The following is a 21,187-nucleotide window of genomic DNA, read 5'->3' on the forward strand; positions in this document are numbered from 1 at the left end:
CAAAACATTCACTTCTGTTTGCCAAACCCCGCCACAAGGAATAAAAGATGATCATTAACATATTAATGAATATCCCTTAGCATCCGACATCAGTACCAGAGGAGTGGTGAATGAAAGGTACCATCTTCGCCGTTGCGCTCAACCATCGCAGCCAGCTTGACGCCTGGCGTGATGCGTTCCAACAGGCCCCTTACAAAACGCCGCCGAAAACCGCGGTCTGGTTTATCAAACCCCGCAATACCGTCATCGGTGCCGGCGAGGCAATTCCCTATCCGCAGGGTGAAACCGTGCAGAGCGGCGCAACCGTCGCGCTGATTGTCGGCAAAACCGCGCGTAAGGTTTCCGCCGACGACGCCGCCTCTTTTATCGCCGGCTATGCGCTGGCCAATGACGTCAGCCTGCCGGAAGAGAGCTTTTACCGCCCGGCGATTAAGGCCAAATGCCGCGATGGCTTCTGCCCGATCGGTTCCCTCGCCCCGGTGGATAGCGTGGACAATCTGACCATCATCACTGAAATCAACGGCCGCGAGGCCGACAGCTGGAATACCGGCGATCTACAGCGCAATGCCGCCGAACTGTTAAGCGCGCTGAGCGAGTTTGCCACCCTGAATCCCGGCGATGCCATTCTGATCGGCACCCCTCACGCCCGCGTCACGCTGCAGCCCGGCGATCGCGTGCGGATCCTCGCCGAAGGTTTCCCGGCGCTGGAAAACCCGGTTGTTGCAGAAGGAGAGCTGGCATGAAACAGGCACGTATTGAATGGCAAGGCGCTCGCTACGACGTACAGGTCGATGACCGCGACCAGGTTCGCCTCGACGATGGCACCCTGCTTCAAGCAGGCGACTTTCGCTGGCTGCCTCCCGCCGACGGAACGTTGTTCGCGCTGGGTCTGAACTATGCCGACCACGCCAGCGAGCTGGAGTTTAAGCCGCCGGAAGAGCCGCTGGTCTTTATCAAAGCGCCGAACACCTTTATCGGTCATGAACAAGAGTCGGTACGCCCGGACAACGTGGAGTACATGCATTACGAAGCCGAACTGGTGGTGGTGATAGGCAAAACCGCGCGCCGCGTCGCCGAAGCCGATGCCATGGACTATGTCGCCGGCTACACCGTCTGTAATGACTACGCCATTCGCGACTATCTGGAAAATTACTACCGGCCGAATCTGCGGGTAAAAAGCCGCGACACCCTGACCCCTATCGGGCCGTGGATCGTGAGCAAAGAGGCGATCCCGGATCCGCATAACCTGACTCTGCGAACCTGGGTCAACGGCGAGCTGCGCCAGCAGGGCACGACGGCCGATCTGATCTTCAGCATCCCGTTCCTGATCGCTTACCTGAGTGAATTCATGACCCTGCAACCGGGCGACATGATCGCCACCGGCACGCCGAAAGGGCTGTCCGACGTGGTGCCGGGTGACGAAGCGATCGTCGAAGTCGAAGGCGTCGGCCGCCTGGTCAACCGCATCATCAGCCAGCAAGCGTATGAGGAGAAGCTGTCATGAAAAAAATTAACCATTGGATCAACGGAAAAAACGTCGCGGGCGCAGAATATTTCCATACCACCAACCCGGCCACCGGCGAAGTGCTGGCGGAAGTCGCCTCCGGCGGTGAAGCCGAAGTGAATCAGGCCGTTGCCGCCGCGAAAGAAGCGTTCCCGAAATGGGCCAACCTGCCGATGAAAGAGCGCGCGCGCCTGATGCGCCGCCTGGGCGATCTGATTGACCAGAACGTCCCGGAGATCGCGGCGATGGAAACCGCCGATACCGGCCTGCCGATTCATCAGACCAAAAATGTGCTGATCCCGCGCGCTTCGCACAATTTCGAGTTTTTCGCCGAAGTGTGCCAGCAGATGAACGGCAAGACCTATCCGGTTGACGACAAGATGCTCAACTACACCCTCGTGCAGCCGGTCGGCGTATGCGCGCTGGTGTCGCCGTGGAACGTGCCGTTTATGACCGCCACCTGGAAGGTCGCGCCGTGCCTGGCGCTGGGCAATACCGCGGTGCTGAAGATGTCTGAGCTGTCGCCGTTGACCGCCGATCGTCTGGGCGAACTGGCGCTGGAAGCCGGTATTCCGGCCGGCGTACTCAACGTGGTGCAGGGCTACGGCGCCAGCGCCGGTGATGCCCTGGTGCGTCATCACGACGTCCGCGCAGTGTCGTTTACCGGTGGTACCGCCACCGGGCGCAACATCATGAAAAATGCCGGTCTGAAGAAGTACTCCATGGAGCTGGGCGGTAAATCACCGGTGCTGATTTTTGAAGATGCCGATATCGAGCGCGCGCTGGATGCCGCCCTGTTCACCATCTTCTCAATCAACGGCGAACGCTGTACCGCCGGGTCGCGCATCTTCATTCAGCAGAGCATCTACCCGGAATTCGTTAAACGCTTTGCCGAACGCGCTAACCGCCTGCGCGTCGGCGATCCGACCGATCCGAATACCCAGGTCGGGGCGCTGATCAGCAAGCAGCACTGGGAAAAAGTCTCCGGCTATATTCGCCTCGGCATCGAGGAAGGCGCCACCCTGCTGGCCGGCGGCCCGGACAAGCCGTCCGATCTGCCTGCGCATCTGCAAGGCGGCAACTTCCTGCGTCCGACGGTGCTGGCGGACGTCGATAACCGCATGCGCGTCGCGCAAGAAGAGATTTTTGGCCCGGTGGCCTGCCTGCTGCCGTTTAAAGACGAAGCGGAAGGGCTGCGCCTGGCGAACGACATCGAGTATGGCCTGGCGTCCTACATCTGGACCCAGGACATCAGCAAAGTGCTGCGTCTGGCGCGCGGTATTGAAGCCGGCATGGTGTTCGTCAATACCCAGAACGTCCGCGACCTGCGCCAGCCGTTTGGCGGCGTGAAAGCCTCCGGCACCGGCCGCGAAGGCGGCGAGTACAGCTTTGAAGTGTTCGCCGAAATGAAAAACGTCTGTATTTCCATGGGTGACCATCCGATCCCGAAATGGGGCGTATAACCGTCATCCGTCGAGCCGCACCCTGGCGGGCTGCGGCTCATACTATTCAGGTTATGTAAGGAGAACACCGCATGGGCAAATTAGCGTTAGCCGCCAAAATCACTCACGTGCCGTCAATGTATCTCTCTGAACTGCCGGGGAAAAATCATGGTTGTCGTCAGGCTGCCATCGACGGCCATAAAGAAATTGGCAAGCGCTGCCGAGAAATGGGCGTCGATACCATTATCGTTTTCGATACCCACTGGCTGGTCAACAGCGCCTACCACATTAATTGCGCCGACCATTTCAAAGGCGTCTATACCAGCAACGAACTGCCGCACTTTATCCGCGATATGACCTACGACTACGACGGCAACCCGGAGCTGGGTCAGATGATTGCCGACGAAGCGGTCAAACTGGGCGTGCGGGCGAAAGCGCACAACATCCCCAGCCTGAAGCTGGAGTACGGCACGCTGGTGCCGATGCGCTACATGAACAGCGATAAGCATTTCAAAGTGGTGTCGATTTCCGCGTTCTGCACCGTTCACGATTTTGCCGACAGCCGCAAGCTGGGCGAAGCCATCGTTAAAGCCATTGAAAAGTATGACGGTACCGTGGCGGTCTTCGCCAGCGGCTCACTGTCGCACCGCTTTATCGACGACCAGCGCGCCGAAGAGGGGATGAACAGCTACACCCGCGAGTTTGATCATCAGATGGATGAACGCGTGGTCAAGCTGTGGCGTGAAGGCAAGTTCAAAGAGTTCTGCACCATGCTGCCGGAATATGCCGACTACTGCTACGGCGAAGGCAATATGCACGACACGGTGATGCTGCTCGGCGTGCTCGGCTGGGATAAATATGATGGCAAGGTGGAGTTTATTACCGACCTGTTCGCCAGTTCCGGCACCGGCCAGGTCAACGCTGTGTTCCCGCTTCCGGCCCAGGCGTAAGGAGCCACCATGCCGCATTTTATCGCTGAGTGTACCGACAACATCCGCGAACAGGCTGATTTACCCGGCCTGTTCGCCCAGGTCAATCAGGCGCTGGCCGCCACCGGCATCTTCCCGCTGGGTGGCATCCGCAGCCGCGCCATCTGGCTGGACACCTGGCAGATGGCCGACGGCAAGCAGGATTACGCCTTCGTGCATATGACGCTGAAAATCGGCAGCGGGCGTAGCCTGGAGAGCCGTGAAGAGGTCGGCGAAATGCTGTTTGGGCTGATAAAAAGCCACTTCGCCGCTCTGATGGAGAGCCGCTATCTGGCGCTGTCATTTGAGATTGAAGAACTGCACCCGACGCTGAACTACAAACAGAATAATGTCCACGCCTTGTTTAAATAGCGCCCCTTTTCGCCCGGTGGCGCTGCGCTTACCGGGCCTACAAAAGGCAAAACGATGCACGCACCGTAGGCCGGGTAAGCGTAGCGCCACCGGGTCGGCAACAGTCAGAACAATGCACCAACCGTAGGCCGGGTAAGCGTAGCGCCACCCGGCGCCGCGACACCGCGACACCGAACGAGGTAACAGGAAGCCACTATGCTCGATAAACAAACCCGCACCCTGATCGCCCAGCGACTGAATCAGGCCGAAAAACAACGTGAGCAGATCCGCGCGATCTCGCTGGATTATCCGTCGATCACCATTGAGGACGCCTACGCCGTCCAGCGCGAGTGGGTTGAGATGAAGATCGCCGAAGGGCGGGTGCTGAAGGGCCATAAGATCGGCCTGACCTCAAAAGCGATGCAGGCCAGTTCGCAAATTAGCGAGCCGGACTACGGCGCGCTGCTCGATGATATGTTTTTTCACGACGGTAGCGACATTCCGACCGACCGTTTTATCGTGCCGCGGATTGAAGTCGAGCTGGCTTTCGTGCTGGCGAAACCGCTGCGTGGCCCGAACTGCACCCTGTTCGACGTCTATAACGCCACCGACTATGTGATCCCGGCGCTGGAGCTGATCGACGCCCGCTGCCACAACATCGATCCGCAAACCCAGCGCCCGCGCAAAGTCTTCGACACCATCTCCGATAACGCCGCCAACGCCGGGGTGATCCTCGGCGGGCGGCCGATTAAGCCCGACGAGCTGGATCTGCGTTGGATCTCCGCCCTGCTGTACCGCAACGGGGTGATCGAAGAGACCGGCGTTGCCGCCGGGGTGCTCAACCATCCGGCAAACGGCGTCGCCTGGCTGGCGAATAAGCTGGCGCCATACGATGTCCAGCTGGAAGCCGGGCAGATCATCCTCGGCGGCTCGTTTACCCGCCCGGTACCGGCGCGTAAGGGTGATACCTTCCACGTCGATTACGGCAACATGGGCGCAATCAGCTGCCGCTTTGTGTAAGGGGAAGATGATGAATAACACGTTTAAAGAGGCGCTGCAGGCCGGACGGCCACAAATCGGCCTGTGGCTGGGGCTGTGCAGCAGCTACAGCGCCGAACTGCTGGCCGGCGCCGGGTTTGACTGGCTGCTGATTGACGGCGAACACGCGCCGAATAATGTACAAACGGTGTTGACCCAACTGCAGGCGATCGCCCCCTACTCCAGCCAGCCGGTGGTTCGCCCGTCGTGGAATGACCCGGTGCAGATTAAGCAATTGCTGGATATCGGCGCACAGACGCTGCTGGTGCCGATGGTACAAAACGCCGAAGAAGCGCAGCTGGCGGTGAAAGCCACCCGCTATCCGCCGGCCGGTATTCGCGGCGTCGGCAGCGCCCTGGCGCGCGCTTCTCGCTGGAACCGCGTTCCGGACTATATCCATCAGGCCAACGATGCCATGTGCGTGCTGGTGCAGATTGAAACTCGCGAGGCGTTGAAAAATCTACCGCAGATTCTCGCGGTAGAAGGCGTCGACGGCGTGTTTATCGGCCCGGCGGATCTGAGCGCGGATATGGGCTTCGGCGGTAATCCGCAGCATCCTGAGGTGCAGGCGGCCATTGAAAGCGCCATCGTCCTGATTCGCGAGGCGGGTAAAGCCCCGGGCATTCTGATGGCCAATGAACAGCTGGCGAAACGCTACCTCGAGCTGGGGGCGCTGTTCGTCGCCGTCGGTGTCGATACCACCCTGCTGGCCCGCGGCGCAGAAGCGCTGGCAGCACGGTTTACCGACGCAATCACCACCACAACTGATAACAATAAATCCGTCTACTGAACGGATAATGTGGAGTGCATCATGACAACCTCTACCCTGCAACACAATGAAAATAAAGTCGTTGAAGTAGAAAATCGGGTGATCAAAAAGCTGTTCCGCCGCCTTATCACCTTCCTGTTCGTGCTTTTTGTTTTCTCATTTCTGGACCGCATTAATATCGGCTTCGCCGGGCTGACGATGGGCAAAGATCTCGGTCTGACCTCCACCATGTTTGGCCTGGCGGCGACGCTGTTTTACGTCACCTACGTGATGTGCGGGATCCCCAGCAATATCATGCTGGCGAAGGTCGGTGCCCGCCGCTGGATCGCCGGGATCATGGTGGTGTGGGGGATCGCGTCAACCTGTACGATGTTTGCCACCAACCCGCATACGCTGTATATCCTGCGCATGCTGGTTGGTATCGCTGAAGCCGGCTTCCTGCCAGGGATCCTGGTCTACCTGACCTGGTGGTTCCCGGCCTATCACCGCGCCCGCGCCAACGCCCTGTTTATGATAGCGATGCCGGTGACCATGATGCTTGGCTCTATCCTCTCCGGCTATATTCTGGCGCTTGATGGCCTGTGGAACCTGAAGGGCTGGCAGTGGCTGTTCCTGCTGGAAGGGCTGCCGTCGGTGGTGCTCGGCGTGGTGACCTGGTTCTTCCTCAACGATACCCCGGATCAGGCCAGCTGGCTGGATAAGGAGGAGAAGCAGGCGCTGAAAACGATGATTGCACGCGAGCGCGAAAGCGCCACCGTGATTCCAGCCTCCGGACGCTCTACCCTGCGGGAAGTGCTGACGCCGGCGGTGCTGATGTACACGCTCGCCTACTTCTGTCTGACCAATACCCTGAGCGCTATCAATATCTGGACTCCGCAGATCCTGCAGAGCTTCAACACCGGCAGTAGCAACATTGTGATCGGGATGCTGGCGGCGATTCCGCAGTTCTGTACGATTTTCGGGATGATCTGGTGGAGCCGGCGATCCGATCGGCGAAAAGAGCGCAAGATGCATACCATCCTGCCCTATCTGTTCGCCGCTGCCGGATGGCTGCTGGCCTCCGCCACCCACCACGCGCTGATCCAGCTGATCGGCATCATTATGGCCTCCGTGGGCTCTTTTACCGCCATGGCGATTTTCTGGACCACCCCGGACCGGGTGATCAGCCTGCAATCGCGGGCGGTGGCGCTGGCGGTCATCAACGCTATCGGCAATATCGGATCCGCCGTCAGCCCACTGCTGATCGGTATTTTGCGTGATGCTACCGGTAGCTTTAGCTCCGGACTGTGGTTTGTCGCCGGACTGCTGGTCGTCGGCGCGCTGGTGCTGACCCGAATTCCGATGAGTGCGCGGGAAGACGCCGCCGCTGAGGCAGGACTCGCCGCCCAGAAAAGTCATTAAGGAGTGCCCATGTGTCAGCCCTCAATCGCTAATATCGATATCAACAAAGATTACGATGAGAGTCTGGGGACCGAGGATGTGCACTATCAGTCGTTTGCCCGCATGGCGGCCTTTTTTGGCCGCGACATGCAGGCGCATCGACACGACCAGTACTTTCAGATGCACTTTCTCGATACCGGGCAGATTGAACTGCAGCTCGACGATCACCGCTATTCGGTGCAGGCGCCGCTGTTTGTCCTGACGCCGCCGTCGGTGCCGCACGCTTTTATCACCGAGTCCGACAGCGACGGGCACGTGTTGACCGTGCACGAAGATCTGATCTGGCCGCTGCTGGAAGTCCTCTATCCCGGAACGCGGGAAGCGTTCGGGCTGCCGGGTATGTGTCTGTCGCTGGCGGATAAACCCGATGAACTGACGGCGCTGGCGCACTACTGGCAGCTGATTAAACGCGAATCGACCGCGCAGCTGTCGGGGCGCGAACATACCCTGGCGCTGCTGGCGCAGGCGGTGTTCACTCTGCTGCTGCGTAACGCCAGGCTCGACGATCATGCCGCCAGCGGTATGCGCGGCGAGCTGAAGCTGTTTCAGCGCTTTAACCAGATGATCGACAGTCACTACCACCAGCACTGGGCGGTACCGGACTATGCCAACGAGCTGCACGTTACCGAATCACGGCTGACCGACATCTGCCGCCGCTTTGCCAACCGACCGCCGAAGCGGTTGATCTTCGACCGCCAGCTACGTGAGGCCAAACGGCTGCTGCTGTTTTCCGATAGCGCGGTCAACGAGATAGCCTGGCAATTGGGGTTTAAAGACCCCGCCTATTTCGCTCGTTTTTTTAATCGCCAGGTCGGCTGTTCGCCCAGCAGCTACCGTGCGCAAAAAGTACCGGTGTCTTAATTTCCCGCTGGCGCTACGCTTAGCGAAGCGACGGCACGCAGGTCGGGTAAGCGCAGCGCCAGCGGCCGAAATACCGCCAGGGACATCACCCGGCCAGCGTAGCTACGCCGGGAAAAAGGCTGGCCTCTGCAGCGAAAACACCACCTCGATCACAGAACCACACTCCCCCTGAAAAGTACCTGCCGTTGTCGCAAACGTCCCTTCACGAATGACGCAATAACCGCTTCAATTGAACAACAAAAACAAAACATAAATTTAACATTAATGCCCGAAATCATTCGCAGGCAGCCACCAGACAGGCAGCCCGAAGCAGGACGGGATATTCCGATAAATACTGAAGAGGCCCCTATGAAACCTGAAGATTTCCGCACAGACGCGAAACGCCCGTTAACCGGTGAAGAGTACCTGAAAAGCCTGCAGGATGGCCGCGAGATTTACATCTACGGCGAACGCGTCAAAGACGTCACCACGCATCCGGCCTTCCGCAACGCCGCCGCCTCCGTCGCCCAGCTGTACGATGCGCTGCATAAACCGGAAATGCAGGACTCCCTGTGCTGGAACACCGATACCGGCAGCGGCGGCTATACCCATAAATTCTTCCGCGTGGCGAAAAGCGCCGACGATCTGCGCCAGCAGCGCGATGCGATTGCCGAGTGGTCGCGCCTGAGCTACGGCTGGATGGGCCGTACCCCGGATTACAAAGCCGCCTTCGGCTGCGCGCTGGGTGCGAACCCGGCTTTCTACGGCCAGTTCGAACAGAACGCCCGCAACTGGTACACCCGCATTCAGGAAACCGGCCTGTACTTTAACCACGCCATCGTCAACCCGCCGATTGACCGTCATAAACCGGCCGACGAAGTGAAAGACGTCTACATCAAGCTGGAAAAAGAGACCGATGCCGGGATCATCGTCAGCGGCGCGAAAGTTGTCGCCACCAACTCGGCGCTGACCCACTACAACATGATCGGTTTTGGTTCTGCGCAGGTGATGGGGGAAAACCCGGACTTCGCCCTGATGTTCGTCGCGCCAATGGATGCCGAAGGCGTCAAACTGATCTCCCGCGCCTCCTATGAGATGGTTGCCGGGGTCACCGGATCGCCGTACGACTATCCGCTCTCCAGCCGCTTTGATGAAAACGATGCGATCCTGGTGATGGATAAGGTACTGATTCCGTGGGAAAACATATTGATCTATCGCGATTTCGATCGCTGTCGTCGCTGGACGATGGAAGGCGGCTTTGCGCGTATGTATCCGCTGCAGGCCTGCGTACGCCTGGCGGTCAAACTCGACTTTATCACCGCCCTGCTCAAACGCTCGCTGGAATGTACCGGCACCATGGAGTTCCGCGGTGTACAGGCCGATCTCGGCGAAGTGGTCGCCTGGCGCAATATGTTCTGGGCGCTGAGCGACTCCATGTGTTCCGAAGCGACGCCGTGGGTGAATGGCGCCTGGCTGCCGGATCACGCCGCGCTGCAGACCTACCGCGTGATGGCGCCGATGGCCTATGCCAAGATAAAAAATATTATCGAACGTAACGTGACCAGCGGCCTGATCTACCTGCCATCCAGCGCACGCGATTTGAACAACCCGCAGATCGACCAGTATCTGGCGAAATACGTTCGCGGCTCCAACGGCATGGACCACGTTGAACGTATCAAGATCCTCAAGCTGATGTGGGACGCGATCGGCAGCGAATTCGGCGGCCGCCACGAGCTGTATGAAATCAACTATTCCGGAAGCCAGGACGAAATCCGCCTGCAGTGTCTGCGTCAGGCGCAAAGCTCCGGCAACATGGACAAAATGATGGCGATGGTCGACCGCTGCCTGTCCGAGTACGACCAGAACGGCTGGACGGTGCCACACCTGCACAACAACTCTGATATCAATATGTTGGATAAGCTGCTGAAGTAATTCGCAGCGGGAGGTCACAATGCAATTAGATGAACAACGACTGCGTTTTCGCGATGCCATGTCCAGCCTGTCGGCTGCGGTCAACGTCATTACCACCGAGGGTGACGCCGGCCGCTGCGGCATCACCGCCACCGCCGTGTGCTCGGTCACCGATACGCCGCCGTCGGTCATGGTGTGCATCAATGCCAACAGCGCGATGAACCCGGTATTCCAGGGCAACGGCAAACTGTGCGTTAACGTTCTGAACCATGAGCAGGAAGTGATGGCCCGCCATTTCGCCGGCATGACCGGGATGGCCATGGAAGACCGCTTTAGCCTCTCCTGCTGGCAAAAAGGGGCCCTGGGACAGCCGGTTCTGAAAGGGTCGCTGGCCAGCCTTGAAGGGGAGATAAGCCAGGTGCAGACCATCGGTAGCCACCTGGTCTATCTGGTCGAGATCAAGAACATCACCCTGAGCCAGGAAGGCCATGGGCTGATTTACTTTAAGCGCCGTTTCCATCCGGTGATGATGGAAATCGAGGTCGCGGTATAACGTTCTGCCACCTTCGCTTCTGACATTCTCTTTTCTGTGCCCTGTTCTCTGTTCTCCTCTCTTTTTCCTCTCCCCTGCGGGGAGGAAAAAGAGGTGGAAAAAATCTTGTGATCTCAATCACATGTTTACCCGCTGCTCATTTCCTGCCCAACCGCTTATCCCGCCTGGCAACCGCTTAACCCCACATATAACCACTCACAGATTTACCCAACTTTACGCGCGCGGAGTTCTGGCAAGATCGTCCCCAGCATAGCTAACCAATACCTCCTCAAACCCTAACTTAAACCCAGACGGCTTCGGCCCATTATTCATCTTATTAACGCCAGGTTTTACTATGGATACTAAAAAGTTATTCAAGCACATACCCTGGGTGATTCTTGGAATCATCGGGGCATTTTGCCTCTCAGTCGTCGCTCTGCGCCGCGGTGAGCACGTCAGTGCGCTGTGGATCGTGGTGGCGTCAGTTTCCGTCTACCTCGTCGCCTACCGTTATTACAGCCTGTATATCGCGCAAAAGGTGATGAAGCTCGATCCTACGCGTTCTACGCCGGCGGTGATTAACAACGATGGTCTGAACTACGTCCCGACCAACCGCTACGTGCTGTTCGGCCACCACTTTGCCGCTATCGCCGGTGCCGGTCCGCTGGTGGGTCCGGTTCTCGCCGCGCAGATGGGCTACCTGCCGGGTACCCTGTGGCTGCTGGCGGGGGTGGTACTGGCCGGGGCGGTACAGGACTTTATGGTGCTGTTTATCTCCTCGCGTCGTAACGGTGCCTCGCTGGGTGAGATGATCAAGCAAGAGATGGGGCCGGTTCCGGGTTCCATTGCGCTATTCGGCTGCTTCCTGATTATGATCATCATCCTCGCGGTGCTGGCGCTGATCGTGGTAAAAGCGCTGGCAGAAAGCCCGTGGGGCGTCTTCACCGTCTGTTCGACCGTCCCGATCGCCCTGTTTATGGGGATCTATATGCGCTTCCTGCGCCCGGGTCGCGTGGGTGAAGTGTCGGTGATTGGTATCGTCCTGCTGGTGGCTTCCATTTACTTCGGCGGCATCATTGCCCACGACCCGTACTGGGGTCCGGCGCTGACCTTTAAAGACACCACCATCACCTTTACCCTGATCGGCTACGCGTTTATCTCCGCGCTGCTGCCGGTGTGGCTGATTCTGGCGCCGCGTGATTACCTCGCGACCTTCCTGAAAATCGGCGTTATCGTTGGCCTGGCGCTGGGCATCGTGATCCTCAACCCGGATCTGAAAATGCCGGCGGTCACCCAGTACATCGATGGTACCGGTCCGCTGTGGAAAGGTGCGCTGTTCCCGTTCCTGTTTATCACTATCGCCTGTGGCGCGGTATCTGGCTTCCACGCGCTGATCGCCTCCGGCACCACGCCGAAGCTGCTGGCTAATGAAACCGACGCCCGCTTTATCGGCTACGGCGCGATGCTGATGGAGTCCTTCGTGGCGGTGATGGCGCTGGTTGCGGCGTCGATCATCGAGCCGGGCCTCTACTTCGCGATGAACACCCCGCCGGCAGGCCTGGGCATCACCATGCCGAACCTGCACGAAATGGGCGGTGAAAACGCCGCGTTGATTGCCGCACAGCTGAAAGATGTGACCGTCCACGCCGCGGCGACCGTCAGCTCCTGGGGCTTTGTGATTTCACCTGAGCAGATCCTGCAAACGGCGAAAGATATCGGCGAGCCGTCGGTACTGAACCGCGCGGGCGGCGCGCCGACTCTGGCCGTTGGTATCGCTCACGTGTTCCACAAAATCATGCCGATGGCGGATATGGGCTTCTGGTACCACTTCGGTATTCTGTTTGAAGCGCTGTTTATCCTTACCGCGCTGGATGCCGGTACCCGTGCAGGCCGCTTTATGCTGCAGGATCTGCTGGGCAACTTCGTGCCGTTCCTCAAGAAAACCGACTCGCTGGTGGCCGGCATTATCGGTACCGCGGGCTGCGTCGGACTGTGGGGCTACCTGCTGTATCAGGGCGTGGTCGACCCACTGGGCGGCGTGAAGAGCCTGTGGCCGCTGTTCGGTATCTCTAACCAGATGCTGGCCGCCGTGGCGCTGGTGCTTGGTACCGTGGTACTGGTCAAAATGCAGCGTACTAAATACATCTGGGTTACGGTGATCCCGGCCGCATGGCTGCTGCTGTGCACCACCTGGGCGCTGGGTCTGAAACTGTTCAGCACCAACCCGCAGATGGAAGGCTTCTTCTTCATGGCTCAGCAGTATAAAGAGAAGATTGCTTCCGGCGGCGAACTGACCGCGCAGCAGATTGCTAACATGAACCATATCGTGGTGAACAACTACACTAACGCCGGTCTGAGTATTCTGTTCCTGGTGGTGGTTTACAGCATCATCTTCTACGGCATCAAAACGTGGCTCAACGTGCGTAACAACAAAGTCCGCACCGACAAAGAGACCCCGTACGTGCCGGTACCGGAAGGCGGCGTGAAAACCTCTTCCCATCACTAAGCCTTAATACCGGATAGCGCTACGTTTATCCGGTCTGCAAAGGTCCTGTAGGCCCGGTCAGCGTAGCGCCACCGGGCTTTTTCTATCTGGAACTCACGATGTTTGGTAACTTAGGCGAAGCAAAAAAATACCTGGGTCAGGCAGCCAAAATGCTGATTGGCATTCCGGACTACGACAATTACGTCGAGCATATGAAAGCCAACCATCCGGATAAGCCTTACATGACCTATAACGAATTCTTCCGCGAACGCCAGCAGGCCCGCTACGGCGGCGACGGCAAAGGCGGCGTACGCTGCTGTTAATGGAGGCAAACATGGCACCGATTGCAGTCACCCTGTTGACCGGGTTTCTTGGCGCGGGTAAAACCACCCTGCTGCGCCATATTCTTAACGAACAGCACGGCTTTAAAATCGCCGTTATCGAAAATGAATTTGGCGAAGTCGCCGTTGACGATCAGCTGATTGGCGACCGCGCCACGCAGATCAAAACCCTGACCAACGGCTGCATCTGCTGCACCCGTTCCAACGAGCTGGAAGACGCGCTGCTCGACCTGCTCGACAGCCGCGATCGCGGCGACATTGATTTTGACCGGCTGGTGATTGAGTGCACCGGCATGGCCGACCCTGGCCCGATTATTCAGACCTTCTTCTCTCATGAGATTCTCTGCGAACGCTATCTGCTCGACGGGGTGATTGCGCTGGTGGATGCGGTCCATGCCGACCAACAGATGAACCAGTTCACCATCGCCCAGTCGCAGGTGGGCTACGCCGATCGTATCCTGCTGACAAAAACGGACGTGGCGGGCGACAGCGACAAGCTGCGCGAACGGCTGGCGCGGATCAACGCCCGGGCGCCGGTTTATACCGTAGTCCACGGTGATATCGACCTGAGCCAGCTGTTTAATACCAGCGGCTTTATGCTGGAAGAGAATGTCGTGAGCAGCGTGCCGCGCTTCCACTTTATCGCCGATAAGCAAAACGACGTCGCGTCTATCGTGGTCGAGCTGGATTACCCGGTCGATATCAGCGAAGTGTCGCGGGTGATGGAAAACCTGCTGCTCTCTTTCGCCGAACAGCTGATGCGCTACAAAGGGATGCTGTGGATTGACGGCGAGCCAAATCGCCTGCTGTTCCAGGGCGTCCAGCGCTTATACAGCGCCGACTGGGATCGCCCGTGGGGCGATGAAGCGCCTCACAGCACGCTGGTGTTTATCGGCATTAATTTGCCGGAAGAGGAGATTCGCGCGGCGTTTGCCGGCTTGCGCAAATAACGGTTCGGGCGTTCCCTCTTCCTGGGGGAGAGGGGCAACGCGAGGGCATCAGGCGGTACAAAATTCCTTTCGGGTATCACGATAAATAATGTTTCCTTCGATGTACTTCCAGATGATGGCTTCATGATGCAATTCAGGCTTTCACTTAAGATATTAGAGTCAGTTTTAATCACAAAAATGTAAATTTAAGTATTTACTTATAACTATAGAAATATTTCTGGAAATTATTAGAAAGCAAATTAGTTCAGCCCCAATCAATATCTCCCCTCTGTTCAATTGCTGTTTAGGCAAAAAATTAAACTGACCCTAAACGGCAAAACGTTAATCGTTGACGCGGCGACAAGGTAACGCATTCACAACATCAAAAAAGTTTTTCAATAACATTTACGGTATAAAACATCGATTAACATCACATTTGCAGCCGTAAATATCACCTGTTAGGGTGTCTGCAGATTAATTTGATGACGAGGCATAAACCATGAAAAAGCTCAATATCCTTATCCTTTCTGCGCTGACCGCAGTTTCCGGCTCCGCAATGGCGATGGGCTTTACCGTCGAGCAGGGGAAAAACTTTACCAACCTTAATATGGAACTGGGTAAATCCTCCTCCGGTCTTTATGCCGAAAGTCACTGGCTCAAAAATACCGACGATGGTACTCAGACCGGCGGCGTTGGCGCAGGTTATAACCTGGAAGTTGGCCCGGTGATGCTGAATGCCGGCGCGAAAGCCATCTACCTTGGGCCGAAAAAAGGCGATAACGGCGTGGCGTTCCCAATCGGTGGCGGCGTTAACGTTGCGCTGACCGACAGCATCCACGTATTTGGCGAAGGTTATGCCGCGCCGGAAGGCCTGAATAACAGCGTGAAAAACTACGTTGAAGCCAACGGCGGCGTGAGCTGGACTCCGATTACCCCGGTAACGCTGAAAGTGGGTTACCGTCACGTGAGCGTCGACGGGAAAGACGGCCGTCCAAACCACACCCTGATTGACGGCGCCTATATTGGCGGTGGTGTCACCTTCTGACCCGCCGATAAGCGTAAAAAAACCTGCCATCCGGCAGGTTTTTTCTTTTAGCATCCTAATCTTACCGGCGAATCACCACCAGCTTCTGGTTCACAAACTCTTTAATCCCCAGATCGGACAGCTCGCGGCCAAAGCCAGAGCGCTTCACGCCGCCGAACGGCAGCTCCGGCGCGGTATCGGTTAACCAGTTGATATAGACCATCCCGGTTTCGATCCGCGACGCCATCCGTTTCGCCCGTTCGATATCCTGGCTGAACACGGCGCCCCCCAGACCATAGTGCGAATCGTTCGCCAGCTTCACCGCCTCGTCGTCGTCCTTCACTACGTAGATTTGCGCCACCGGGCCGAAAAACTCTTCAAAGTACGCCGGGTTATCGCGAGTAATGCCGGTCAGTATGGTTGGCTCGAAAAAGCTGCCTTCCCGCGGCGCCGGTTTGCCGCCCAGATGCACTCTGGCGCCGTTTTTCACCGCCTCATCCACCTGTCTGGTCAGCGTTTCCAGCGCATCTTTCGAGGAGAGCGGACCCAGCGTCGTACTCTCGTCCAGCGGATCGCCGATTTTCACCTGGCGGAAGGCTTCAGTAAATTGGCTCAAGAACTGGTCGGCAATTTTTTCGTGCAGGATAAAACGTTTCGCCGCAGTGCACACCTGACCGGCATTGTTGAGCCGTGCCTGTACGCCAGTCTTCACCGCCTTCTCCAGACTAGCATCGTCCAGTACCACAAACACATCGTTGCCGCCCAGTTCGAGGGTTGCCTTTTTGATGTATTTTGCCGCCTGGGACGCCACCACGCTGCCGGCCTTTTCCGAACCGGTCAGCGCCGCCCCCTGGACGCGATCGTCGGCAATAATTTTCGCCACCTGCTCCTGGGAAATAAAGAGGTTGGTCCACGCGCCGTCCGGCGCTCCCGCCTCACGCACCAGATGGGCGAAGGTCTCCGCACAATGCGGAACGATGCTGGCATGTTTGGCGATAACCGGGTTCCCCGCCGCCAGATTTGGCGCCAGTACCCGCATCAGCTGGTAGTAAGGAAAGTTCCAGGGTTCCACGGCCATCAGCACGCCGATGGGATGGTGTTCAACCCAGGCCTCGCCGATGGCGGAAGGATATTTCACCGGAGCCAGAAACGATTTCGCATTATCGGCATAGTAGCGGGCGATTTGCGCACAGAGCTTCACCTCGCCGCGGCTTTGCGCAATCAGTTTCCCCATCTCCTGACTGGCGATTTTCGCCAGTTCTTCAACCCGGCTGTCGATCAGATCCGCCAGCCTGTGCAGAACGGGTAAACGCCGGTCGATATCCCCCTTCGACCACGCGGAATGGTAGAGCGCATCCGCCTTCTGCAGCGCCGCTTCGACGTCCGCATCGCTGTGCGCAGCATACTGTTTAATCAGCTGATTATTTGCAGGATTCACCGTCTGATAAGCCATATCGTATGTCTCCTTGTTATCGCTATTTACGTAGTCATAAAAACTACTCAGGGTATTAAGGTTAGTAGAGATGGCTGGGCATGAAGGTAAAGTTAGGTATTTACGGAGGATTCTGGCCGGAGATCGTCAGACGATATCCGGCGCGGAACAGGCTTAACGAGGAAGTCAGTAATAGCGGCCAGGCCGCCTGATCAGGCCATGTGGCGACACAATTAACGCTTAGCGGCGGTAATCTCCTCTTCTGACAGGCCGGTGATACGCAGCACCGTCTCCAGAGCGATGCCATTCGCCAGCATCGTACGGGCAATGCGTAGCCCTTCGGCTCGCTGGCCTTCGCGGCGCCCTTCAAGCTTACCTTTTCTACGCCCAACTTCCTGGAGTCTTTCCGCAATAGTCATCAGCCCCTCCTTATGATGCTGCGGCGCCCGCCGGGCAAGCTCACGAATAAACCTGCCAAAACGGGGGGCATCGCCGGAATATACCAGGTAATTAAACAACGTTTTTAGCTGGCCGTCATTAGTATATTCCTTAACCAAAATGACAATTAGCTGCTCAACCAGCCCCGTCAAATCGCGCTGGCGGATATGCTTTTGCATGAACTCCAGCAACGCTACGCGTCGGTGCTGGACGATCTCGTCATCCGGGATCACCGTAATATCCACCAGCGGAAAAGCGGTCGCATATAATCCGCGGGCATGAGCCGGGTGGGTAAAGCCATCCAGCCAGCACAACGAATAAGGGTAAGGCGTGGCGATACCGTGATAGAACAGCATGGGTATCACCAGCGGCAGGCGTTTATGTCCGGCATCCAGATGACGCTGCATCGCCGCAATGGCATAGCGCATCAGCCTGAAGGCCATATGGGCATCCGGCGAGCTTTGGTGCTCAATAACGACGTAAATATAGCCCTCGCCGGCGGTGGTTTTTAGCGACCAAAGCACATCGGAGTAGCAAGCACGCAGGTCCTCCTCAATAAAACTTGCGGATTCAAGCCGTAGCGTCTCCAGCTCGCAAAGCTGGCGTAGCGAGGACGGTAGATGGATATCCAAAAAATCTCGCGCGGTATCCGTATGCCGGAGAAACTTTTTGAAAACCGCATCATGCGGCGTCGACGTTGAACCTTTTTGCATGATCAATAGCCTGCGCGGAGGGACACTAAAACGACTCTACCCGCCGCTAGCCCAGCGCACACGCCGCCGCTTATCTCTTTGCGCGCCGGGACGGAAGATATTTTTATCCGGCGGTAACAACGACAATTTTTTTCCTGCCCGCTCGCAGAACGCCCCGCAGACAGGCGTCAGCGGGCGTGCTATAAACCCCTATCCCCTTCGCTAAGGAGCCTTTCGTGAACCATACGCGCGATATCCTGCAAACCTTCTGGCGCGACGAGCAGCTGCCCTGGCTGGAACTACGTAGCACCCGGCAAAGCCGCCAGGCCTATAAACGGCACCGCCATTCGCAGCTCTCTGTGGGGGCGATTATCGAAGGGGAAACGTGCTGTCTGTGCAACGGGCGGGAATATCTGCTGCGTCCCGGCGATCTGATCATTATCCCCGCTCAAGCGCCGCACAGCTGTAACCCGCGCGATGGCCGGCCGCGCAGCTACCATATGCTGTACCTCGATATGACGTGGTGCCGGCAACAGCTGCCGCTTTTCCCGAGTCAGGCGCAGGTACACGCGCCGCAGCCCGTGATCCGCGATCCTGAGCTTTTCAAACGATATCAGCAGATTGTGGCGCTGATGGAGCGGCAGAAAACGGCAGCGCTCCCCGAACAGGTCGCGCAACTGCTGCGGGCGCTCCCGCTATCCGCCGCCCCGCCACTACCGCTGCGCGCGACCAGTTCACGGATCTTCAGTCGCCTGGCGGCCGATTTACAAGAACCGCCCTCTCTTGATGCGCTGGCCCACGAGTTCGCCCTGCGCAAAGAGACGTTGATTCGCACCTTTAAGCAGGACACTGGCCTGACGCCCGCCAGCTTTATGAATATGGCACGCATCGAATTTGCCAAAACGCGCCTGCGCGCCGGAGATGAGATCGCCGACGTCGGCTACCAGGCCGGGTTTGCCGACCAGAGTCATTTCCACAAAACCTTTGTCAGCTACACCGCCGCTACGCCGCGCCAGTATGCACTTGGCCGATCAATATCAGACAATAATTAGCGCCCCGCTTGCCATAGGCTGATCTCAGGTTCTTTGTGAGGTCGCTATGGATATGCTTACGTCGTTTTTCCCGCCCGCGTTTCCGGCGCTGGCGCTCTCCCACTTCGTTGCTCTGCTTAGCCCGGGGCCAGATTTCTTTTTACTGATGGGCTACGCCATTCGCTATCGCCTGCGCGGCAGCGTCGGCCTGTGCGTCGGTATTGCCGCCGGGAACGGGCTGTACATTATGCTGGCGATTATCGGCTGGGGCGTACTGCGTCAGGCGCCGCTACTGTTCACCGTCGTCGAGCTGCTGGGCGCCGCATATCTGCTGTGGATTGGCAGCCTGCTGCTGAGAAGCCGCCCGACGACGCTGGATGTCCGCAGCGCCTCGGCTTCACGCCCGTCGCGGGTAAAACAGCTTCTTCTCGGGCTGGGTTCTTCGCTACTCAATCCTAAAAACGCCCTGTTTTATCTGGCGCTGATGACCTCGTTGCTGGGTCCGGACGTCACGTTGATGCAGCAGGCCGTCAGCGGAGTCTGGATGACCAGTATCGTGCTGCTGTGGGATCTCTTACTGGTGACGATGATTGCCCTGCCGGCGGTGCAGCGTCGACTTTCCACCGTCGTCTGGCGCGTTGAGCGGGCGGCCGGCGGCGTACTGATGGCTTTTGGCTGCTGGATTGTGTGGCAGTTTTTGCACGAGTCCGCCGTCAGGCTATATGCTTAAGCCTATGGAAAAAATCGCTGAACTGAAACGCGCCAAACTGCTGGCGCTGTCGCTACTGCTGATTGCGGTCGCCATTTTTATCACCACCCTGCTGCTGCCGCCGACGCCGTGGGTCAGCGCACTCAAAGCCATCTCCGAAGCGGCGATGGTCGGGGCGCTGGCCGACTGGTTCGCGGTGGTGGCTCTGTTTCGCCGTATCCCGCTGCCGTTTATCTCCCGACATACGGCGATTATTCCCCGCAATAAGGACAGGATCGCCGATAATCTTGGTTATTTCGTGCAGGAAAAATTTCTCGATACGCCCTCGCTGGTGGCGCTCATCCGTCGCTATGAACCTGCCCTGATGCTCGGAAACTGGTTCAGCCAGCCGGAAAACGCCCGCCGAGTGGGCCATCATCTGCTGCAGGTCATGAGCGGTTTTCTGGAACTGACCGACGACGCCCGTATCCAGCGTCTGCTGCGCCGGGCGGTACATAAGGCGATTGATAAGGTCGATCTGACGCAGACCAGCGCCATGATGCTGGAGGGATTAACCCGCAACAATCGCCATCAGAAGCTGCTGGACTCGCTCATTACCCAGCTCATTGCGTTGCTGCAGCGCGACAGTTCGCGCGCGTTTATTGCCCGCGGTATTGTCCACTGGCTGGAGACCGAGCATCCGCTGAAGGCCAAAATTCTGCCCACCGAATGGCTGGGCGAGCACAGCGCCGACATGGTGACCGACGCGGTGAATACGCTGCTCGACGAAGTCACCCAGGATCGCAGCCATCAGATCCGCCAGGCGTTCGATCGCGCCACCTTAAAACTGATCGATAACCTGAAAACCGATCCGCTGCTGGCGGAAAAAGCGGAGGGCATCAAGGCGTACCTGAAAAATGATGAGGCCTTTAACCGCTATCTCAGCGAGGTATGGGCCGACCTGCGGGCGTGGATCAAGAACGATGTCACCCGCGACGACTCGCGGATTCAACAGCGGATTGCCGATGCCGGGCAGTGGTTTGGCGAAACGCTGCTCCACGATGACGCGCTGCGCGAGTCGCTAAACGAACACCTGGAGCAGGCGGCCCATCGGGTGGCGCCAGAGTTTGCCGCCTTCCTGACTCGTCATATCAGCGATACGGTCAAAAGCTGGGATGCGCGGGATATGTCGCGGCAAATTGAACTCAATATCGGCAAAGACCTGCAGTTTATCCGTATCAACGGCACCCTGGTCGGCGGCTCTATCGGCCTGATACTGTGGCTGTTGTCGCAGATCCCGACCCTGTTTCTGCATTAAGCGAGCGCAAAACA

Annotated in this window: 18 protein-coding genes and 1 pseudogene; 17 read left to right on the top strand and 2 right to left on the bottom strand. The window is 57.8% G+C overall.

Annotated features, from left to right (window positions below):
* The first annotated feature begins 110 nt into the window (after positions 1–110).
* From AC236I_RS21695 to AC236I_RS21760, 14 genes and pseudogenes are all read left to right on the top strand, one after another.
* Positions 111–1,504, top strand: a pseudogene (locus tag AC236I_RS21695) (fumarylacetoacetate hydrolase family protein).
* Entirely contained in the window at positions 1,501–2,967 is a 1,467-nt protein-coding gene (gene hpaE, locus AC236I_RS21700; RefSeq protein WP_015585210.1) for a 5-carboxymethyl-2-hydroxymuconate semialdehyde dehydrogenase, read from the top strand. The pseudogene AC236I_RS21695 and the gene hpaE overlap by 4 nt, the downstream one beginning before the upstream one ends.
* Positions 2,968–3,038: 71 nt before the next feature.
* Positions 3,039–3,896 (top strand): 3,4-dihydroxyphenylacetate 2,3-dioxygenase, encoded by an 858-nt coding sequence (gene hpaD / locus AC236I_RS21705; RefSeq protein WP_004857568.1) that lies wholly within the window; start codon positions 3,039–3,041, stop codon positions 3,894–3,896.
* A 9-nt stretch (positions 3,897–3,905) separates the two neighbouring features.
* Positions 3,906–4,286: a 5-carboxymethyl-2-hydroxymuconate Delta-isomerase gene (locus tag AC236I_RS21710; RefSeq protein WP_004857567.1), complete on the top strand. Its 381-nt coding sequence runs from the start codon at positions 3,906–3,908 to the stop codon at positions 4,284–4,286.
* 195 nt (positions 4,287–4,481) lie between these two features.
* Positions 4,482–5,285 (top strand): 2-oxo-hept-4-ene-1,7-dioate hydratase, encoded by an 804-nt coding sequence (hpaH, locus tag AC236I_RS21715; protein ID WP_004857566.1) that lies wholly within the window; start codon positions 4,482–4,484, stop codon positions 5,283–5,285.
* A 10-nt stretch (positions 5,286–5,295) separates the two neighbouring features.
* On the top strand, positions 5,296–6,093 hold the full coding sequence (hpaI, locus tag AC236I_RS21720; protein WP_004857565.1) for a 4-hydroxy-2-oxoheptanedioate aldolase: 798 nt from the start codon (positions 5,296–5,298) through the stop codon (positions 6,091–6,093).
* Between the two features lie 21 nt (positions 6,094–6,114).
* Complete coding sequence (gene hpaX, locus AC236I_RS21725) at positions 6,115–7,473, top strand: 4-hydroxyphenylacetate permease (RefSeq protein ID WP_004857564.1); 1,359 nt, start codon at positions 6,115–6,117, stop codon at positions 7,471–7,473.
* 9 nt (positions 7,474–7,482) lie between these two features.
* Positions 7,483–8,373 carry a 4-hydroxyphenylacetate catabolism regulatory protein HpaA gene (gene hpaA, locus AC236I_RS21730; protein WP_487608631.1) on the top strand — a complete coding sequence of 297 codons (891 nt, stop codon included), beginning with the start codon at positions 7,483–7,485 and terminating at the stop codon, positions 8,371–8,373.
* A gap of 348 nt (positions 8,374–8,721) precedes the next feature.
* Positions 8,722–10,284 (top strand): 4-hydroxyphenylacetate 3-monooxygenase, oxygenase component, encoded by a 1,563-nt coding sequence (gene hpaB, locus AC236I_RS21735; RefSeq protein ID WP_487608632.1) that lies wholly within the window; start codon positions 8,722–8,724, stop codon positions 10,282–10,284.
* Positions 10,285–10,303: 19 nt separating this feature from the next.
* Positions 10,304–10,816 carry a 4-hydroxyphenylacetate 3-monooxygenase reductase subunit gene (locus AC236I_RS21740; RefSeq protein WP_004857559.1) on the top strand — a complete coding sequence of 171 codons (513 nt, stop codon included), beginning with the start codon at positions 10,304–10,306 and terminating at the stop codon, positions 10,814–10,816.
* A 334-nt stretch (positions 10,817–11,150) separates the two neighbouring features.
* The gene (btsT, locus tag AC236I_RS21745; protein WP_004857557.1) at positions 11,151–13,301 is read left to right on the top strand and encodes a pyruvate/proton symporter BtsT; all 2,151 of its coding nucleotides are present in this window, start codon (positions 11,151–11,153) and stop codon (positions 13,299–13,301) included.
* 98 nt (positions 13,302–13,399) lie between these two features.
* Entirely contained in the window at positions 13,400–13,603 is a 204-nt protein-coding gene (locus tag AC236I_RS21750; RefSeq protein ID WP_004857555.1) for a YbdD/YjiX family protein, read from the top strand.
* 11 nt (positions 13,604–13,614) lie between these two features.
* Positions 13,615–14,571, top strand: a complete 957-nt coding sequence (gene yjiA / locus AC236I_RS21755; protein ID WP_004857553.1) for a GTPase — start codon at positions 13,615–13,617, stop codon at positions 14,569–14,571.
* Between the two features lie 478 nt (positions 14,572–15,049).
* Positions 15,050–15,595 (top strand): YfaZ family outer membrane protein, encoded by a 546-nt coding sequence (locus tag AC236I_RS21760; RefSeq protein WP_004857551.1) that lies wholly within the window; start codon positions 15,050–15,052, stop codon positions 15,593–15,595.
* Between the two features lie 61 nt (positions 15,596–15,656).
* Here the strand turns inward: AC236I_RS21760 and AC236I_RS21765 are convergent, their stop codons facing one another.
* Entirely contained in the window at positions 15,657–17,027 is a 1,371-nt protein-coding gene (locus tag AC236I_RS21765; protein WP_004857549.1) for an NAD-dependent succinate-semialdehyde dehydrogenase, read from the bottom strand.
* 212 nt (positions 17,028–17,239) lie between these two features.
* Positions 17,240–18,157 (bottom strand): Rpn family recombination-promoting nuclease/putative transposase, encoded by a 918-nt coding sequence (locus AC236I_RS21770; RefSeq protein WP_044350018.1) that lies wholly within the window; start codon positions 18,155–18,157, stop codon positions 17,240–17,242.
* Positions 18,158–18,372: 215 nt separating this feature from the next.
* On the opposite strand from AC236I_RS21770, the gene AC236I_RS21775 reads away from it, so the two are divergent.
* The 3 genes from AC236I_RS21775 to AC236I_RS21785 are packed head-to-tail and all read left to right on the top strand — an operon-like array spanning position 18,373 to position 21,173.
* A complete protein-coding gene (locus AC236I_RS21775) occupies positions 18,373–19,188 on the top strand; it encodes an AraC family transcriptional regulator (protein ID WP_015585215.1) in 816 nt (271 codons plus the stop codon).
* A 46-nt stretch (positions 19,189–19,234) separates the two neighbouring features.
* Complete coding sequence (locus AC236I_RS21780) at positions 19,235–19,897, top strand: LysE family translocator (RefSeq protein WP_044350016.1); 663 nt, start codon at positions 19,235–19,237, stop codon at positions 19,895–19,897.
* Positions 19,890–21,173 (top strand): DUF445 domain-containing protein, encoded by a 1,284-nt coding sequence (locus AC236I_RS21785; protein ID WP_081351904.1) that lies wholly within the window; start codon positions 19,890–19,892, stop codon positions 21,171–21,173. Before AC236I_RS21780 ends, AC236I_RS21785 begins: the two co-directional genes overlap by 8 nt.
* Positions 21,174–21,187: the final 14 nt, after the last annotated feature.

This window comes from Klebsiella sp. Sb-30 (assembly GCF_057652795.1).

What these genes read in the sequence shown, in the direction of transcription:
- hpaE (WP_015585210.1), top strand. Translation starts at nt 1,501, where the DNA reads ATGAAAAAAATTAACCATTGGATCAACGGAAAAAACGTCGCGGGCGCA.
- hpaD (WP_004857568.1), top strand. Translation starts at nt 3,039, where the DNA reads ATGGGCAAATTAGCGTTAGCCGCCAAAATCACTCACGTGCCGTCAATG.
- AC236I_RS21710 (WP_004857567.1), top strand. Translation starts at nt 3,906, where the DNA reads ATGCCGCATTTTATCGCTGAGTGTACCGACAACATCCGCGAACAGGCT.
- hpaH (WP_004857566.1), top strand. Translation starts at nt 4,482, where the DNA reads ATGCTCGATAAACAAACCCGCACCCTGATCGCCCAGCGACTGAATCAG.
- hpaI (WP_004857565.1), top strand. Translation starts at nt 5,296, where the DNA reads ATGAATAACACGTTTAAAGAGGCGCTGCAGGCCGGACGGCCACAAATC.
- hpaX (WP_004857564.1), top strand. Translation starts at nt 6,115, where the DNA reads ATGACAACCTCTACCCTGCAACACAATGAAAATAAAGTCGTTGAAGTA.
- hpaA (WP_487608631.1), top strand. Translation starts at nt 7,483, where the DNA reads ATGTGTCAGCCCTCAATCGCTAATATCGATATCAACAAAGATTACGAT.
- hpaB (WP_487608632.1), top strand. Translation starts at nt 8,722, where the DNA reads ATGAAACCTGAAGATTTCCGCACAGACGCGAAACGCCCGTTAACCGGT.
- AC236I_RS21740 (WP_004857559.1), top strand. Translation starts at nt 10,304, where the DNA reads ATGCAATTAGATGAACAACGACTGCGTTTTCGCGATGCCATGTCCAGC.
- btsT (WP_004857557.1), top strand. Translation starts at nt 11,151, where the DNA reads ATGGATACTAAAAAGTTATTCAAGCACATACCCTGGGTGATTCTTGGA.
- AC236I_RS21750 (WP_004857555.1), top strand. Translation starts at nt 13,400, where the DNA reads ATGTTTGGTAACTTAGGCGAAGCAAAAAAATACCTGGGTCAGGCAGCC.
- yjiA (WP_004857553.1), top strand. Translation starts at nt 13,615, where the DNA reads ATGGCACCGATTGCAGTCACCCTGTTGACCGGGTTTCTTGGCGCGGGT.
- AC236I_RS21760 (WP_004857551.1), top strand. Translation starts at nt 15,050, where the DNA reads ATGAAAAAGCTCAATATCCTTATCCTTTCTGCGCTGACCGCAGTTTCC.
- AC236I_RS21765 (WP_004857549.1), bottom strand. Translation starts at nt 17,027, where the DNA reads ATGGCTTATCAGACGGTGAATCCTGCAAATAATCAGCTGATTAAACAG.
- AC236I_RS21770 (WP_044350018.1), bottom strand. Translation starts at nt 18,157, where the DNA reads ATGCAAAAAGGTTCAACGTCGACGCCGCATGATGCGGTTTTCAAAAAG.
- AC236I_RS21780 (WP_044350016.1), top strand. Translation starts at nt 19,235, where the DNA reads ATGGATATGCTTACGTCGTTTTTCCCGCCCGCGTTTCCGGCGCTGGCG.
- AC236I_RS21785 (WP_081351904.1), top strand. Translation starts at nt 19,890, where the DNA reads ATGCTTAAGCCTATGGAAAAAATCGCTGAACTGAAACGCGCCAAACTG.